The organism is Amycolatopsis sp. NPDC051045 (assembly GCF_040682955.1).
GTDB lineage: Bacteria > Actinomycetota > Actinomycetes > Mycobacteriales > Pseudonocardiaceae > Amycolatopsis.
Genome location: NZ_JBFBCC010000016.1, coordinates 210,766 through 224,851, shown reverse-complemented (window position 1 = coordinate 224,851; position 14,086 = coordinate 210,766). Strand labels below are relative to the sequence as shown.

General features: G+C 70.7%; 12 protein-coding genes. 10 read left to right on the top strand and 2 right to left on the bottom strand.

The window, feature by feature from the left end; all coding sequences use genetic code 11:
- The first annotated feature begins 6 nt into the window (after positions 1 to 6).
- Genes AB0M80_RS32565 through AB0M80_RS32550 form a run of 4 tightly spaced genes read left to right on the top strand, consistent with a single transcriptional unit; the run spans position 7 to position 3,432 of the window.
- Positions 7 to 1,044: an iron chelate uptake ABC transporter family permease subunit gene (locus tag AB0M80_RS32565; protein WP_364572600.1), complete on the top strand. Its 1,038-nt coding sequence runs from the start codon at positions 7 to 9 to the stop codon at positions 1,042 to 1,044.
- On the top strand, positions 1,044 to 2,102 hold the full coding sequence (locus AB0M80_RS32560; RefSeq protein WP_364572598.1) for an iron chelate uptake ABC transporter family permease subunit: 1,059 nt from the start codon (positions 1,044 to 1,046) through the stop codon (positions 2,100 to 2,102). Before AB0M80_RS32565 ends, AB0M80_RS32560 begins: the two co-directional genes overlap by 1 nt.
- 4 nt (positions 2,103 to 2,106) lie before the next feature.
- Complete coding sequence (locus AB0M80_RS32555) at positions 2,107 to 2,916, top strand: ABC transporter ATP-binding protein (RefSeq protein ID WP_364572596.1); 810 nt, start codon at positions 2,107 to 2,109, stop codon at positions 2,914 to 2,916.
- Positions 2,917 to 2,946: 30 nt separating this feature from the next.
- On the top strand, positions 2,947 to 3,432 hold the full coding sequence (locus AB0M80_RS32550; RefSeq protein ID WP_364572594.1) for a DinB family protein: 486 nt from the start codon (positions 2,947 to 2,949) through the stop codon (positions 3,430 to 3,432).
- Here the strand turns inward: AB0M80_RS32550 and AB0M80_RS32545 are convergent.
- A complete protein-coding gene (locus AB0M80_RS32545) occupies positions 3,419 to 4,720 on the bottom strand; it encodes a lysine N(6)-hydroxylase/L-ornithine N(5)-oxygenase family protein (RefSeq protein ID WP_364572592.1) in 1,302 nt (433 codons plus the stop codon). The two genes, AB0M80_RS32550 and AB0M80_RS32545, sit on opposite strands and share 14 nt — an antisense overlap.
- Positions 4,721 to 4,834: 114 nt before the next feature.
- Here AB0M80_RS32545 and AB0M80_RS32540 point away from each other — a divergent pair, with 114 nt between their 5' ends.
- From AB0M80_RS32540 to AB0M80_RS32520, 5 genes are all read left to right on the top strand, one after another.
- A complete protein-coding gene (locus tag AB0M80_RS32540) occupies positions 4,835 to 5,779 on the top strand; it encodes a methionyl-tRNA formyltransferase (RefSeq protein ID WP_364572590.1) in 945 nt (314 codons plus the stop codon).
- A 55-nt stretch (positions 5,780 to 5,834) separates the two neighbouring features.
- Positions 5,835 to 7,922 carry an alpha-galactosidase gene (locus AB0M80_RS32535; RefSeq protein ID WP_364572588.1) on the top strand — a complete coding sequence of 696 codons (2,088 nt, stop codon included), beginning with the start codon at positions 5,835 to 5,837 and terminating at the stop codon, positions 7,920 to 7,922.
- A gap of 110 nt (positions 7,923 to 8,032) precedes the next feature.
- Complete coding sequence (locus AB0M80_RS32530; RefSeq protein ID WP_364572586.1) at positions 8,033 to 9,307, top strand: extracellular solute-binding protein; 1,275 nt, start codon at positions 8,033 to 8,035, stop codon at positions 9,305 to 9,307.
- The gene (locus tag AB0M80_RS32525) at positions 9,289 to 10,260 is read left to right on the top strand and encodes a sugar ABC transporter permease (RefSeq protein WP_364572584.1); all 972 of its coding nucleotides are present in this window, start codon (positions 9,289 to 9,291) and stop codon (positions 10,258 to 10,260) included. The genes AB0M80_RS32530 and AB0M80_RS32525 overlap by 19 nt, the downstream gene beginning before the upstream one ends.
- Entirely contained in the window at positions 10,257 to 11,078 is an 822-nt protein-coding gene (locus tag AB0M80_RS32520) for a carbohydrate ABC transporter permease (protein ID WP_364572582.1), read from the top strand. The genes AB0M80_RS32525 and AB0M80_RS32520 overlap by 4 nt, the downstream gene beginning before the upstream one ends.
- 310 nt (positions 11,079 to 11,388) lie before the next feature.
- Here AB0M80_RS32520 and AB0M80_RS32515 read toward each other — a convergent pair whose 3' ends face one another.
- Positions 11,389 to 13,026 (bottom strand): ABC-F family ATP-binding cassette domain-containing protein, encoded by a 1,638-nt coding sequence (locus AB0M80_RS32515; protein WP_364572580.1) that lies wholly within the window; start codon positions 13,024 to 13,026, stop codon positions 11,389 to 11,391.
- A gap of 147 nt (positions 13,027 to 13,173) precedes the next feature.
- Here AB0M80_RS32515 and AB0M80_RS32510 point away from each other — a divergent pair, with 147 nt between their 5' ends.
- Positions 13,174 to 14,085, top strand: a complete 912-nt coding sequence (locus AB0M80_RS32510) for a PaaX family transcriptional regulator C-terminal domain-containing protein (RefSeq protein ID WP_364572578.1) — start codon at positions 13,174 to 13,176, stop codon at positions 14,083 to 14,085.
- Position 14,086: the final 1 nt, after the last annotated feature.

Here is a 14,086-nt window from a genome sequence, read left to right as displayed (position 1 = left end):
GGTGCGGTGCGAACAGACCCCGGAGGGATCGCTCTCAAGCGACGCCCGCCACACACGGGCCGCGCGCTCGGTCTGCTGGCCGCTCTCGGTGTCCTGGTTTTCCTGTGCCTGCTGAGTGTCTGGCTGGGCTCGAAGGAGATTTCGTTCGGCGCCGTCTGGCAGGTGCTCTGGCACGACGACGGTTCGGCCGACGCGGTGATCATCCACAGTGTCCGGATGCCGCGGACCCTGCTGGCGGTGCTGGTGGGGGCCGGGCTCGGTCTGGCCGGCACCCTCATGCAGGCGCTGACCCGCAATCCGCTGGCCGACCCCGGACTGCTGGGCGTCAGCGCCGGAGCGGCGTTCGCCATCGTCTTCTCGATCACCGTGCTCGGCGTCGGCTCCCTCTACGGCTACATCTGGTTCGCCTTCGCCGGCGCGCTCGCCGCGACCGCGGTCGTCTACTTCCTGGGCACCCGCGGCCGCAGCGGGTCGAGCCCGGTCAAGCTCGCCCTCGCCGGGGCCGCCGTCACGGCGCTGCTCGGCTCGTTCACCAGCGCGATGGTGCTGTCGGACCCGGTGGCGCTCAACCGCTACCGGTTCTGGTCGGCCGGTTCCCTCGCCGGCGTCGACAGCGGTTCGCTGCTGCAGGTCCTGCCGTTCCTCCTCGCCGGCGTGGTGCTCGCGATCGCGAGCGGCCCGGCGTTGAACAGCCTCGCGCTCGGGGACGACGTCGCGGTCGCACTCGGACGGCGGCTGGGCCCGCTGCGGCTGCGCGGCGCGCTGGCCATCACGCTCCTCACCGGCGCTTCCGTCGCGGTCGCCGGGCCGATCGTGTTCCTCGGCCTGATCGTCCCGCACGCCGTGCGGTTCGTCATCGGGCCCGACCACCGGTGGCTGCTGCCCTACACCGCGGTCCTCGCGCCGTGCCTGCTGCTGGCCGCGGACATCCTCGGCCGGGTGATGGCGCGCCCCGGTGAGGTCCGCGCCGGCGTGATCGTCGCGTTCCTCGGCGCGCCGTTCTTCATCTACCTCGTCCGCCGCCGCAAGCTCGTGGAGTCCTGATGAGCCTGCTGCAGGTGCGGCGCGACCGCGTCACCTTCCGCCTCGCGAAACCCGCGATCTCCGGCCGGATCCGGCCCCGGCTGATCGTCGTCTCGCTCGTGCTCGCCGTGCTCGCGTTCGCGTTGTTCTGCGTGGGCATGACGATCGGGGACGTCCCGCTCAGCGTGTCCGACGTCCTTTCCGCGGTGTTCGGCGGTGGGGACAGCGGCACCGGCTACATCGTGCAGGAGCTGCGGCTGCCCCGGGCGCTGACCGGACTGCTGGCGGGGCTCGCGTTCGGCGCGTCCGGCGCGGTGTTCCAGACCATCACCCGCAACCCGCTGGCCAGCCCGGACATGATCGGCATCAACGCGGGGGCGGCCACCGCCGTCGTCGCCGGGATCTCGTTCGGCTTCGGTGGCGGCCTCGGCACCACCACGCTCGGCCTCCTGGGCGGGCTGCTGACCGCCCTGCTCGTGTACGCGCTCGCGTGGCGGCGCGGCACCACCGGCTACCGGATCATCCTGGTGGGCATCGGGATCTTCGCGGTGTGCACCAGCTTGACGGACTACCTGCTCAGCCGCGCGCAGATCACCGAAGCCCAGGCGTCGATCGGCTGGCTCGTCGGCAACCTGAACAACCGCGGCTGGGAGCACGTCGTCCCGCTGGCCTGCGCACTGGCGGTGCTGCTGCCGCTGGTGCTGGCCCTGTCGCGGTGGATGCGCACGCTGCAGCTCGGCGACGACGTGGCGGCCGGGCTCGGCACGCCGGTGCAGCCGGTGCGGCTCGGCCTCCTGCTGGCCGGCGCCGGGCTGGTCGCCTTCGCGACGGCGTCCGCGGGCCCGGTCTCGTTCGTCGCGCTGACCGCGCCGCAGATCGCGCAACGCCTCGCGCGCCAGGCGTCACCCCCGCTCACCGCGTCCGCGCTCACCGGCGCGGTCGTGGTGCTGGGGAGCGACATCCTGGCCCGGTTCCTCACGGCGTCCCCGTTGCCGGTCGGCATCGTGACCGGCGCGCTCGGCGCCCCCCTGCTGCTCTGGCTGCTGGCCAGGGCCAACCGATCCGGTTCCGGAGGCTGAACAGATGACACCGTCCCTGCGCGTGCAGGACCTGCGCGTCGCCTACGACGACCGGGTCGTCATCGACGGCCTCGACCTGGACATCCCGCCCGGGAAGATCACCGCGATCGTCGGCGCGAACGCGTGCGGGAAGTCGACGCTGCTGCGCACGCTGGCCCGGCTGCTCACGCCGAAGTCGGGCGGGGTGTACCTCGACGGCCGTTCGATCCACGACCTGCCGACCCGCCAGGTCGCCCAGCGGCTCGGGATCCTGCCGCAGTCCCCGGTGGCGCCCGAGGGCATGACGGTGGCCGACCTCGTCGGCCGCGGTCGCGCCCCGCACCAGAGCTGGTGGCGCCAATGGTCCACATCGGACGAGACCGCGGTCCGCGACGCCTTGGCCGCCACCGAGATGACCGACCTGGCCGATCGGCCGGTGGACGAGCTCTCCGGCGGCCAGCGCCAGCGCGCGTGGATCGCGATGGCGGTCGCGCAGGACACCCCGGTGCTGCTGCTCGACGAGCCGACGACCTACCTCGACCTGGCCCACCAGATCGACGTGCTCGACCTGGTCGTCGACCTCAACCGCGGCGAGGGCCGGACGGTGGTGATGGTGCTGCACGACCTCCCGCAGGCGTGCCGCTACGCCGACCACGTGATCGCGATGAAGGCGGGCCGCGTGGTGGCTTCCGGCGAGCCGGCTTCGGTGATCACCGAGAAGCTCGTCGAGGAGGTCTTCGACGTCCGCTGCCAGGTGACCTCGGACCCGGTGAGCGGGACCCCGATGGTGATCCCGATCAGCCGCCACCACCCCGCGCCGGTGCACCAGGCCTGAAAGCCTTCGCCGAGCGCTATGCTGACGGCCGTGTACGCGCTGCCCGAAAAGACCGTCGGCCCCGAGCGTGAGCTGCTCGAGGCCATGCTGGACCGCAACCGCCTCGCCCTCGTCGAGAACGCGCGAGGACTGTCGGAAGCCGACGCCCGGCGACGCTTGGTCTCGTCGCTGACCACGCCGATCAGCCTGGTCAAGCACGCCGCCGTCGCCGAGCGCCGCTGGTTCCAGTGGCTGGTGGCCGGCCTCGGCGAGTCCGAGATCGACGGCCCCTCGACCCCCGGGGACGCCAGCTTCGCCGTCTCCGACGACGAGACGGTGGCCGACGTGATCGCCGAGTACGAGCGCGCCAGCGCCCGCTCCCGGGAGATCGCGGCGGGCTTCTCCCTCGACGACCGGTGGACGCACCCGGTCGTCGGCGAGGTCAGCCTCCGGTTCATCTACCTGTTCCTGATCGAGGAGTTCGCCCGCCACACCGGCCACGGCGACATCCTCCGGGAACAGCTCACCGCGCGCTGACGGCGTACTCCTCCGCCGGCTCCGCGGCCACTCGCCGGTCCACAATGGACTGCAGGATCTCCCCGACCCGCACCGCGGTGTTCGACAGCAGCGACGACGTGATGCCGTGCGTGTGCTCGGTGCCGCCCTGCAGGTAGATCCCGCCGCGCAGCGGGAAGTCCGTGGTGATCCGGTAGTCGCGTTCGACGCGCAGGCGGCCGGACTCGTCGCGCAGGCACCGCGGACCCAGCTCGCCGAGCAGCGGCGTCGGGTCCGCGGGCCGGTAGCCGGTGGCGTAGACGACCGCGTCGGCCTCCAGGACCGTGCGCTCGCCCGTCGTCAGGGACTCGACCGTCACGGTTCCCGCGTCGGTCACCTCGGCCGGGCGCGAGACGTTGAACAGCCGCAGCCGTTCCACGCCCAGCACCTTCTCGCGGTAGACCCGCCGGTAGAGCTCGTCGATCAGGTCGATGTCGACGGCCGAGTAGTTCGTCGCGCCGTGGTAGCGCATCAGGCGGTCCTTCACCGGCTCGCCCGCGCGGTAGAACTGGTCGACGGCGTCGGGGTCGAAGATCCGGTTCGCGAACGAGCTGTCGTCGGCCGGGCTGTAGCCGTAGCGGGCGAACACCGCGCACACCTCGGTGCGCGGGAACTCGTCGTGCAGCAACGCGGCGACCTCGGCCGCGCTCTGGCCGGCGCCGACCACGACGAACCGCTTCGGGTCGGACCCGCGCAGGGCGTCCACGCGGAACAGCAGTTCGCTGTTGTGCCAGATCCGGGTGCCGGCGGTGACGCCCGGGGGCAGCTGGGGCCGCAGGCCCGTGCCCACCACCAGGTTCCGGGCGCGCAGCGACGAGCCGTCCGACGCTTCGACGTCGAAATAGGCGACTTCCGGGCCGTCGTACACCGGCTTCACCGAGACGACCTCGGTGCCGTACGAGACGACGTCGTCGACCTTCGCGGCCGCCCACTCGAAGTAGTCGTGGAACTCGACCCGCAGCGGGAAGAGGTTCTTGTGGTTGATGAAGTCGACCAGCCGCCCGGCGGCGTGCAGGTAGTTGAGGAAGCTGAACTCGCTGGTCGGGTTCCGCATGGTGACCAGGTCCTTCAGGAACGACACCTGCATCGTGGCGGTGTCGATCAGCATCCCGCGGTGCCAGCCGAACCGCGGCTGGCGCTCGAGGAAGTGCGCGGTCACCGGCTCCCCGTGGCCCGTGTTGTTGTGTTCGGCCAGGGCGATCGCGAGCGCCAGGTTCGACGGCCCGAAGCCCACGCCGACGATGTCGTAGATCGGGACCTCTGCAGTCATGTTGCTCCCTAGCGCGCTCCGGTACGGTTCAGGGAACCCTAACCTAACTTAGGCGAGCCTCGCCTAGTACGTTCGTGGTGATGTTCGTCCCCGATCACGAAAGGGCACTCTCGAATGCGCGTGGCGATGTTCGGTTACCAGACCTGGGGGCACCGGACCCTCCAGGCGCTCATCGACGCGGGCCACGAGGTCGCCCTCGTGGTCACGCACCCGAAGAGCGACCACGCCTACGAGCGGATCTGGGCCGACTCGGTCGCGGACCTCGCCGAGGCGAACGACATCCGCGTCCTGCTGCGCACCCGCCCGGACGACGCCGAACTGCTCGCCGAGCTCACGGCCGCCGATCTCGATCTGATCGTGGCGAACAACTGGCGCACCTGGCTGCCGCCGGAGATCTTCGAGCTCCCCCGGCACGGCACCCTGAACATCCACGACTCACTGCTGCCGGCCTACGCGGGCTTCTCGCCGCTCATCTGGGCGATGATCAACGGCGAGCCCGAGGTCGGCGTCACCGCCCACATGATGGACGGCGAACTCGACGCCGGTGACATCGTGCTGCAGCGCGCGATCCCGGTCGGTCCGGCGGACACCACGACCGACCTCTTCCACCGCACGGTCGACCTCATCGCGCCGATCACCGCCGAAGCCATCCAGCTCATCGAGACCGGCTACACCCCCGTGCCGCAGGACCGGTCGAAAGCCAGCTTCTTCCACAAGCGGGCCAAGCGGGACAGCCTGATCGACTGGACCGCGCCGCCCGCCGACCTCGAGCGGTTCGTGCGCGCGCTGCCGGACCCGTACCCGAACGCGTTCACCTACCACCGCGGCGAAGAGCTGCGCATCACCAAGGCGTCGGTGTCGCGGGGCCACTACGGCGGCACGCCGGGCCGGATCTTCATCAGGGAGGGCGACGGCGTCGTGATCGTCGCCGGCCCGGACGCCCGGAGCGGCCGGTCCCCCGGGCTGCTGGTCGAGCGCGTCCGCACCGCCGACGGGACCGACGTGTCCGCGCACGAGTACTTCAAGACGATGGGCGGGTACCTCACCGATCGCCCCTGACCGGTGAGCGGGACACCCCTTGGCGGCGGCCACGCCGATGAGCAGGATGTCCCGCATGGCCGGGATCAGCTTCCTCGAAGAACACCGCACCTGGGTGCTCACCGGGGAGTCGAGCACGTACGCCCTGCGGCTCGACGAGGACGACGTCCCGGCCCACGTCCACTGGGGTCCCGCGCTGTCCGCGGCCGAAGTCGCCGAGCTCACCGGGAAAACGCTTCCCTGGTGGGACGGGTTCAACGACCCGAACGAAGGGCTCGGCGAACTCGCCGCCGACGGCGGGACCCGGTTCTGGCCGCCCGCGCTGCAGGTCCGGTTCGCCGACGGGACGCGAGCCCTCGAATGGCGCTACGAGGACCACGAAATCACCGCCGGGCACCTGCGCCTGCGCTTCGCGGACCGGCACTACCCTCTGCGGATCACCCTGCACTACCGGCTGCGCGGTGACGTAATCGAACGCTGGACCGAGCTGACCGCCGGCACCGACGTCGAGGTGTTCCGGGCCGACTCGGCCACCTGGGCGTTGCCCGTCTCCGAGGACTACCGGCTCAGCCACGTCACCGGGCGCTGGGCGGCGGAGACGCAGTTGCACCGGGAATCCGTGCCGCACGGCGAAACCGTCTTCGCCAGCCGTCGCGGGATCACCAGCCACCACGCCAACCCGTGGGTGATGATCGACGACGGCACCGCGACCGAGCGGCACGGCGAGGTCTACGGTGCCGCGCTGGCCTGGAGCGGTTCGTGGCGCCTGACCACCACTCGTTCGTCCACCGGCCGCCTGACGGTGAGTGGCGGCTTCGGCCAGGACGGCGTCGTCCACCGCGTCGGGCCCGGACGTCCGCTGATCACCCCGGTTTTCGCCGGGCTCTACACCGACGGCGGCTTCGGCGCCGCGAGCCGCGCGTGGCACGCCTACATTCGCGCGCACGTCCTGCCGCACCCCGAAGAACTGCGCCCGGTGCTCTACAACTCGTGGGAGGCCACGGGATTCGACGTCACCGAGGCCGGGCAACGCGCCCTCGCCGAGCGCGCGGCGGCGCTCGGGGTCGAGCTGTTCGTGGTGGACGACGGCTGGTTCGGCGCCCGCACCGGCGACCACGCCGGGCTCGGCGACTGGCACGTCAACCGCGAGCGCTTCCCCGACGGGCTCAAACCCCTGGTCGACGCGGTGCACGGGCTCGGCATGCGGTTCGGCATCTGGGTCGAACCCGAGATGGTCAACCCCGACAGCGACCTCTACCGCGCCCACCCGGACTGGGTGCTGCACCACCCGCACCGGCGCCGGTCGGAGCTGCGGCGGCAGCTCGTCCTCAACTTCGCGCGCCCCGAGGTGAGCGAGTGGGCGCTCGGCTGGCTCGACCGGCTCGTCGGCGAGCACGGCGTCGACTTCCTCAAGTGGGACATGAACCGCCCGTTCACCGAAGCGGGCTGGCCCGGCGAAAGCGACCAGGACCGGCTGTGGGTCGAGCACACCCGCGCGGTGTACGCGCTGCTCGACCGGCTGCGCGCGGACCACCCCGGGCTGCGGATCGAGTCGTGCGCCGGCGGCGGCGGGCGGATCGACCTCGGCGTGCTCGCCCGCACCGACCAGGTCTGGACCTCCGACAACACCGACGCCCTCGACCGGCTGCGGATCCAGCACGGCTACGGCCAGCTCTACCCGGCCCGCGCGATGTCGGCCTGGGTCACCGACAACCCCAACTTCGTGACGGCCCGCTCGGTGCCGCTCGAGTTCCGGTTCCACGTCGCCATGGCCGGCGTGCTCGGCCTCGGCGGCGACATCGTGCACTGGACCGACGAAGACCTCGCGCTCGCCCGGGACCTGATCGCGCTCTACCAGGACATCCGGCCGGTGGTTCAGCACGGCGCGCTGTACCGCCTGCGGCCACCGGTCGACGACGGCGTGACCGCCCTCCAGTACGTCCACGGCGACCGCGTGGTGGTCTTCGCCTACCGGCAGGCCGCCCACTTCAACGCGCCGGAGCGGCCGTTGCGGCTCGACGGTCTCGATCCCGCTCACCGGTACCTCGATCCGGATTCGGGGCGCACGCACAGCGGTGCGGTCCTGCTCGCCCACGGGCTGCCGCTCGGGCTGCCGACCGGCGACTTTTCCAGCACCGTCGTCCGATTGCAGCGAAAGATCTGATCTCTGTCCGCGTTTTCGCCGGATTCGACCGCGTTCGACGCTTGACAGCGCCATAGACGTCCGATCAAATGCGTCGTACATCACATATGGCCGGGCGTACTGGAGGCACGATGAGAAGGTCACTGGCGCTGGGAGCAGCGGCGCTCCTGGCGGTGAGCGCGTGCTCGGTCGGTTCGAACACCGGCGGCAGCGGCGGCGACGCGGAGATCACCTTCCTGACGTTCGAAACCCCGAACCTCAGCCCGGCCTACTGGGACGCCGCCATCCAGCGCGTCACCGGCAAGAACCCGGGGATCAAGGTCAAGAAGCTCGTCGCCCCGACCGCCGACGGGCGGACCTCGTACGCGAAGCAGCTGCTGCAGTCCGGCCAGTTCCCGGACGTGATGATCGCCGTCGACTCGGCCGGCTTCGCCGAAGCGGGCAACCTCTACGCCTGGACGCCCGAGGAGCTGAAGGACTTCCGGTTCCCGCAGGCCAACCCGGTCAACGGCAAGTACTACCAGCTGCCGGCGAACACCCAGACCATCCCGCCGGTCTACTACAACAAGAAGATGTTCGCCGACGCGGGCATCGCGGCCCCGCCGAAGACCTGGGACGAACTCGTCGCCGACGCCGGCAAGCTCAAGGACAAGGGCTACGCGCCGTTCACCATCGGCGGCGGCAAGGACGGCTTCCCGTCGTCGATGATCCTCTCGGGCCTGGTGAGCACCGAGGTCTACAACACCATGCCGGACTGGCTGGCCCAGCGGCGTCAGGACAAGGTGAAGTTCGCCGATCCGGCGTTCCAGCACGCCTTCGCGAAGCTCGCCGACCTCGCGGCGAAGGGGTACGTGGACAAGACCAGCGTGTCCCGCGACTACGCGGCGACCGAGCAGGCGTTCCTCGACGGCCAGGGCGCGATGTACCCGATGGGCAACTGGTTCTCCGCGAACGCCGACGCCAAGAAGCACGACTTCGAGGTGGGCGTCTTCAACTTCCCCACCGAGGACGGCAAGCTCGTCGTCCCGGCCTACACCGGCGGCGGCATGATCGTGAACGCCAAGGCCGAGAACCTCGACGCCGCCCGGAAGTTCGCCCTCGGCTTCCAGCTCGACAAGGACCAGCTCGACGCCTCGGTGAAGGCCGACGGCCTGTTCCCGGCGATCAAGGGCTACACCCCGCCGCCCGGCGTCGGCCCGGTCTTCAAGGCCGGCTACGACCTCTACACCCAAGCCGTCCAGGAAAACGCCGTGGTGCACGCCTTCCGGTGGGAGACCGCCGACGACGGGTTGCTGCCCGGAATGAAGGACAAGGTCGACCAGGCCGCCCAGGACGTCATCACCGGCCGCAAGTCGGTGGCCGATGCCTGCGCGTTCCTGGACACCGAATGGGCGAAGGCGGGCTGACGCAGTTGGCCGCCGTCGTCTCCCCACCCGCCCCGCCGAGCGCGCGCCGCTCCCCCGCCCGCGGCAGGCGGCGCAAGCCGGTCCTGCCGCGGGTGACGCACTTCGCGTCGTTCGGCGCGCCGGGGGTGCTCGTCTACCTGTGCTTCGTGATGGCGCCGATCCTGATCAGCTTCGGCTACAGCCTGACCAACTACAACCCGTTCAACCCGCCGGTGAAGTTCGTCGGGTTCGGCAACTACCGGCTGCTCTTCACCGACGAGCAGTTCCTCACCGCGCTGAAGGTGACCACGATCCTGACGGTGATCGTGGTGCTCGTGCCCAACGTCCTGGGCCTGGGCGTGGCTCTGCTGCTCGACCGGAAAGGCTGGCTGTACAACGCTTTGCGGAGCGTGTTCTTCACGCCGGTGATCCTCAGCTCGGTCGTCGTCTCGATCGTCTGGTCCCGGCTGCTCGACGACCGGGGCCCGCTGAACAACCTGCTGCGGGCGATCGGGATCGAGCACCCGCCGGGCTGGCTGTCCGACCCGGACGTCGCGCTGTACTCGCTGGCTTCGATCGTGTGCTGGCAGATGCTCGGCTTCTGCGTCGTCGTCTACCTCGCCGGGCTGCAAGGCGTGCCTACGGAGTTGCTGGAGGCCGCGGAGATCGACGGCGCGGGGCCGCTCCGCCGGTTCCGCGCGGTCACCTGGCCGCTGCTCGCGCCGTCGCTGACGATCAACACCGTCGTGCTGCTCATCTCGGCGTTCAAGACCTACGACTACGTCAAGGTGATCACCAACGGCGGCCCGGGATCCGGAGCCACCGCGACGATCGCGTTCGACGTCCTGCAGACCGGGTTCGACGCCAACCACGTCGGCTACGCGTCCGCGATGGCCGTGCTGATGCTGGTGATCGTCGCAGTCGTGACGACCGTCGTGCTCGGGTTCTTGCGCCGCCGGGAGGTGGACCTGTGACCCGCTCCTGGGCCCGGCGCGCGGTCGCGTTGCTCGTCGGCGCGGTGTTCTTCGTCCCGCTGTACCTGGTCCTGGCCAACGTGGTCAAGCGCGGCGAGCTGATCGCGAAGGAACCGGCGTCGCTGCCGATCCCGCCGACGCCGGCGAACATCCAGGCGGTGCTGACCCGGCCGGACGGCCTGTTCTGGGTCAGCCTGACCAACAGCATCGTCGTGACCGTGCTGTCGATCCTGGTGCTGACCGTGCTGTCGGCGATGCTGGGCCACTACCTGGCGCGCTCGGGCAAGCGGTGGACGAAGGTGTTGACGCTGGTGCTGCTGGCCGGGCTGATGATCCCGCCGCAGGTCATCCTCATCCCGATCACCGACGTGCTGCGCGTGACGCACCTGATGGCGACGCTGCAGGGGCTGATCCTGTTCAACGTCGGGTACTACGTGCCGTTCGGCGTGTTCGTGTTCACGGGGTTCATCCGCGGCGTGCCGGTGGAACTGGAGGAAGCGGCCCTGCTGGACGGCGCGAGCCGGATGCAGGTGTTCTGGCGCGTGGTGTTCCCCCTCCTGCGCCCGGCGACGGCATCGGTGTTGATTTTCCTCGGCGTGTGGATCTGGAACGACTTCATCGACCCGCTGATCATCCTCGGCCCGAGCCAGGGAACGACGATCACGACGGGGATCTACCGGTCGATCGGCCAGTACCAGGCGGATCTCGGGAGCGTGTTCGCGCTGATGTTCCTGGCGACGCTGCCGGTGTTGATCTTCTACCTGGCGTTGCAGAAGCAGTTCGTCAAGGGCCTGACCGGTGGGGCCACGAAGGGGTGAGCAGCGCTTTCCTGGGAGAGCGGTGATCACTCGCTTGGCGCGGGACTGCTCTCATTCGAGAGCACTGCTCACGAGGGCTTCTGGAGCGGGGATCCGCGACGAGAGCACCGCTCACCCACTCCGCGGTCGGGCGCTCCCAATCGAGAGCACCGCTCACGTCCACCGCCCGACAGCGCTCCGATTCGAGAGCACCGCTCGCATACCTCCGCGAGCACCGTCCGAAGCCGAGAGCACCGCTCACGAACATCCCAGCGCAGCGCTCCCAACCGAGAACACCGCTCTCCAGCGCCCCGGCCGAAGTCACCGGCGCTCAAAGCTCCCTGACTTTGCCCCCGTCGACCTCGAAGCGCCGTGTCACGTGCACGGCGTCGAGCATCCGGCGGTCGTGCGTCACCAGCAGCAGCGTGCCCGGGTACCTGTCCAGCGCCGCCTCGAGCTGCTCGATCGCCGGCAGGTCGAGGTGGTTGGTCGGCTCGTCCAGCACCAGCAGGTTCACCCCGCGGGCCTGCAGCAGCGCCAGCGCCGCGCGGGTGCGCTCCCCCGGCGAGAGCGTCACCGAGGACCGCAGCACGTGCGCGGCCTTCAGCCCGAACTTCGCCAGCAGCGTCCGGACGTCGGCGTCGGCGAGCTCCGGGACCTCGCGCGCGAACGCGTCGGCCAGCGGGACGTCGCCGAGGAACAGCCGGCGCGCCTGGTCGACCTCGCCGATCACGACGCCCGGACCGAGCGCCGCGTTGCCCTCGTCCAGCGGCAGGCGGCCCAGGAGCGCCGCCAGGAGCGTCGACTTGCCGGAGCCGTTCGCGCCGGTGATGGCGACCTTGTCCGCCCAGTCGATCTGCAGGTCGACCGGCCCGAGCGTGAATCCGCCGCGGCGGACGACCGCGCCGCGCAGGGTCGCGACCACCGCGCCCGCGCGCGGGGCCGCGGCGATCTCCATCCGCAGCTCCCACTCCTTGCGCGGCTCCTCGACGACGTCCAGGCGCTCGATCATCCGGTCGGTCTGCCGCGCCTTCGAGGCCTGCTTCTCGGTGGCTTCGGTGCGGAACTTGCGGGCGGACTTGTCGTTGTCGGGCTGTTTCCGGCGGGCGTTCTTGACGCCCTTCTCCATCCACGACCGCTGCATCCGCCCGCGTGCCTCCAGCGACGCCTTCGTGTCGGCGAACTCCTCGTAATCCTCGCGCGCGTGCCGCCGGGCGACCTCGCGTTCCTCGAGGTAGGCCTCGTACCCACCGCCGTAGACGTTCACCTGCTGCTGCACCAGGTCCAGTTCGACGACGCGGTCGACGGTCCGGGCCAGGAACTCGCGGTCGTGGCTGACCAGCACGGTCGCCGCGCGCAGGCCGGACACGAACCGCTCGAGCCGGGCCAGGCCGTCCAGGTCGAGGTCGTTGGTCGGCTCGTCGAGCAGGAAGACGTCGTAGCGGCTGAGCAGCAGCGAGGCGAGCCCCGCCCGCGCGGCCTGGCCGCCCGACAGCGACGTCATCAGCTGGTCCAGGTCCACGGCCAAGCCGAGGTCGGCGGCCACTTCGGCGGCCCGGTCGTCGAGGTCGGCGCCGCCGAGGGCGAGCCACCGGTCGAGGGCCGCGGAGTACCGGTCGTCCGAGCCGGCCTCGCCCGCGGTGAGCGCTTCGGTCGCCTCGTCGAGGTCGGCCTGCGCCGCGGAGACGCCGGTGCGCCGCGCCAGGAAAGCGCGCACCGACTCGCCTTCCCGCCGCTCCGGCTCCTGCGGCAGGTGCCCGACGGTCGCGGCCGGCGGGTTGAGCCGGATCTCACCGCTGTCCGGTTTCGCGAGCCCGGCGAGGGTCCGCAGGAGCGTCGACTTGCCGGCGCCGTTGACGCCGACCAGGCCGACGACGTCGCCGGGTGCGACCACCAGATCGAGGCCGGAGAAGAGGATGCGGTCACCGTGGCCCGCGGCCAGGTCCTTCGCGACGAGAGTTGCGCTCATGAGGTCACCGAGTCTACGACCTCGTGGTGAAGTGTCAGATCAAGGTCAAAACCACCGGCCGTGTGTGTCCCGTGGCGCTTTGATCACTCAGTGTGGGTACCCTGTTCGGTTGTCAGTCCCGCAGCGCAGTGAGGTCGGTGAACAGCAATGGGCGAGCCCGCTCCCCCGGTCACCCTCGGCCGCAGGCCGAAGCCGAGGGAAGGCCGGCCATCCGCGCCACGGCCGACGGTGAGCCGGCGCCGCGAGGTCAGTCACGCCAGTGCGCGGTCGCTGCTGATGACCGTGCTCGGCGAGTACGCACTGCCCCGCGACAAGCCGGTCTGGACGTCGATGCTCGTCGAGGTGCTGAGCATCCTCGACATCGAGGAGAAGTCGGCGCGGCAGGCGCTGGCGCGCTCGGCCGCCGAGGGCTGGGTCGTCTCCGAGCGCGTCGGGCGCCGGGTGCGCTGGTCGCTGACCCCGCCCGGGCGCCGCCTGCTGACCGAGGGCGCCGACCGGATCTACGCGTTCGGCCGCGAGGAACGCCGCTGGAACGGGCAGTGGCTGATGCTGATCGTGTCCGTGCCGGAGGCCAAGCGCGACCTGCGGCACCGGCTGCGCACGCGGCTGACCTGGGCGGGCTTCGGCTCGCCGGTGGCCGGCGTGTGGGTCAGCCCGGACCTATCCCGGCAGCGCGAGGCCCAGCAGATCGTCAGTGACCTCGGCCTCGACGCTCAGGCGATGTCGTTCACCGCCGCGTACGGCGAGGTCGGCGAACAGGAGTCCATGGTCGCCCGGTCCTGGGACCTGACCGAGCTGAAGGACCGCTACGAGGACTTCATCGACCGCTTCACCGGCCTGCACCCCACCGGCGGCCGCGCGGTCCTGCGGGCGCAGACCCAGCTGGTCCACGAGTGGCGGCGGTTCCCGTTCCTCGACCCGCAGCTGCCCGCCGAACTGCTGCCGGCGAAGTGGAGCGGGACGAAGGCGGCGGAACTGTTCCATCACAAACACGTCGACTGGCGCCCCGAGGCCCAGCAGTATTGGGACGACCTCGTCGAAGCCGAAGAAGCAGGGTGAA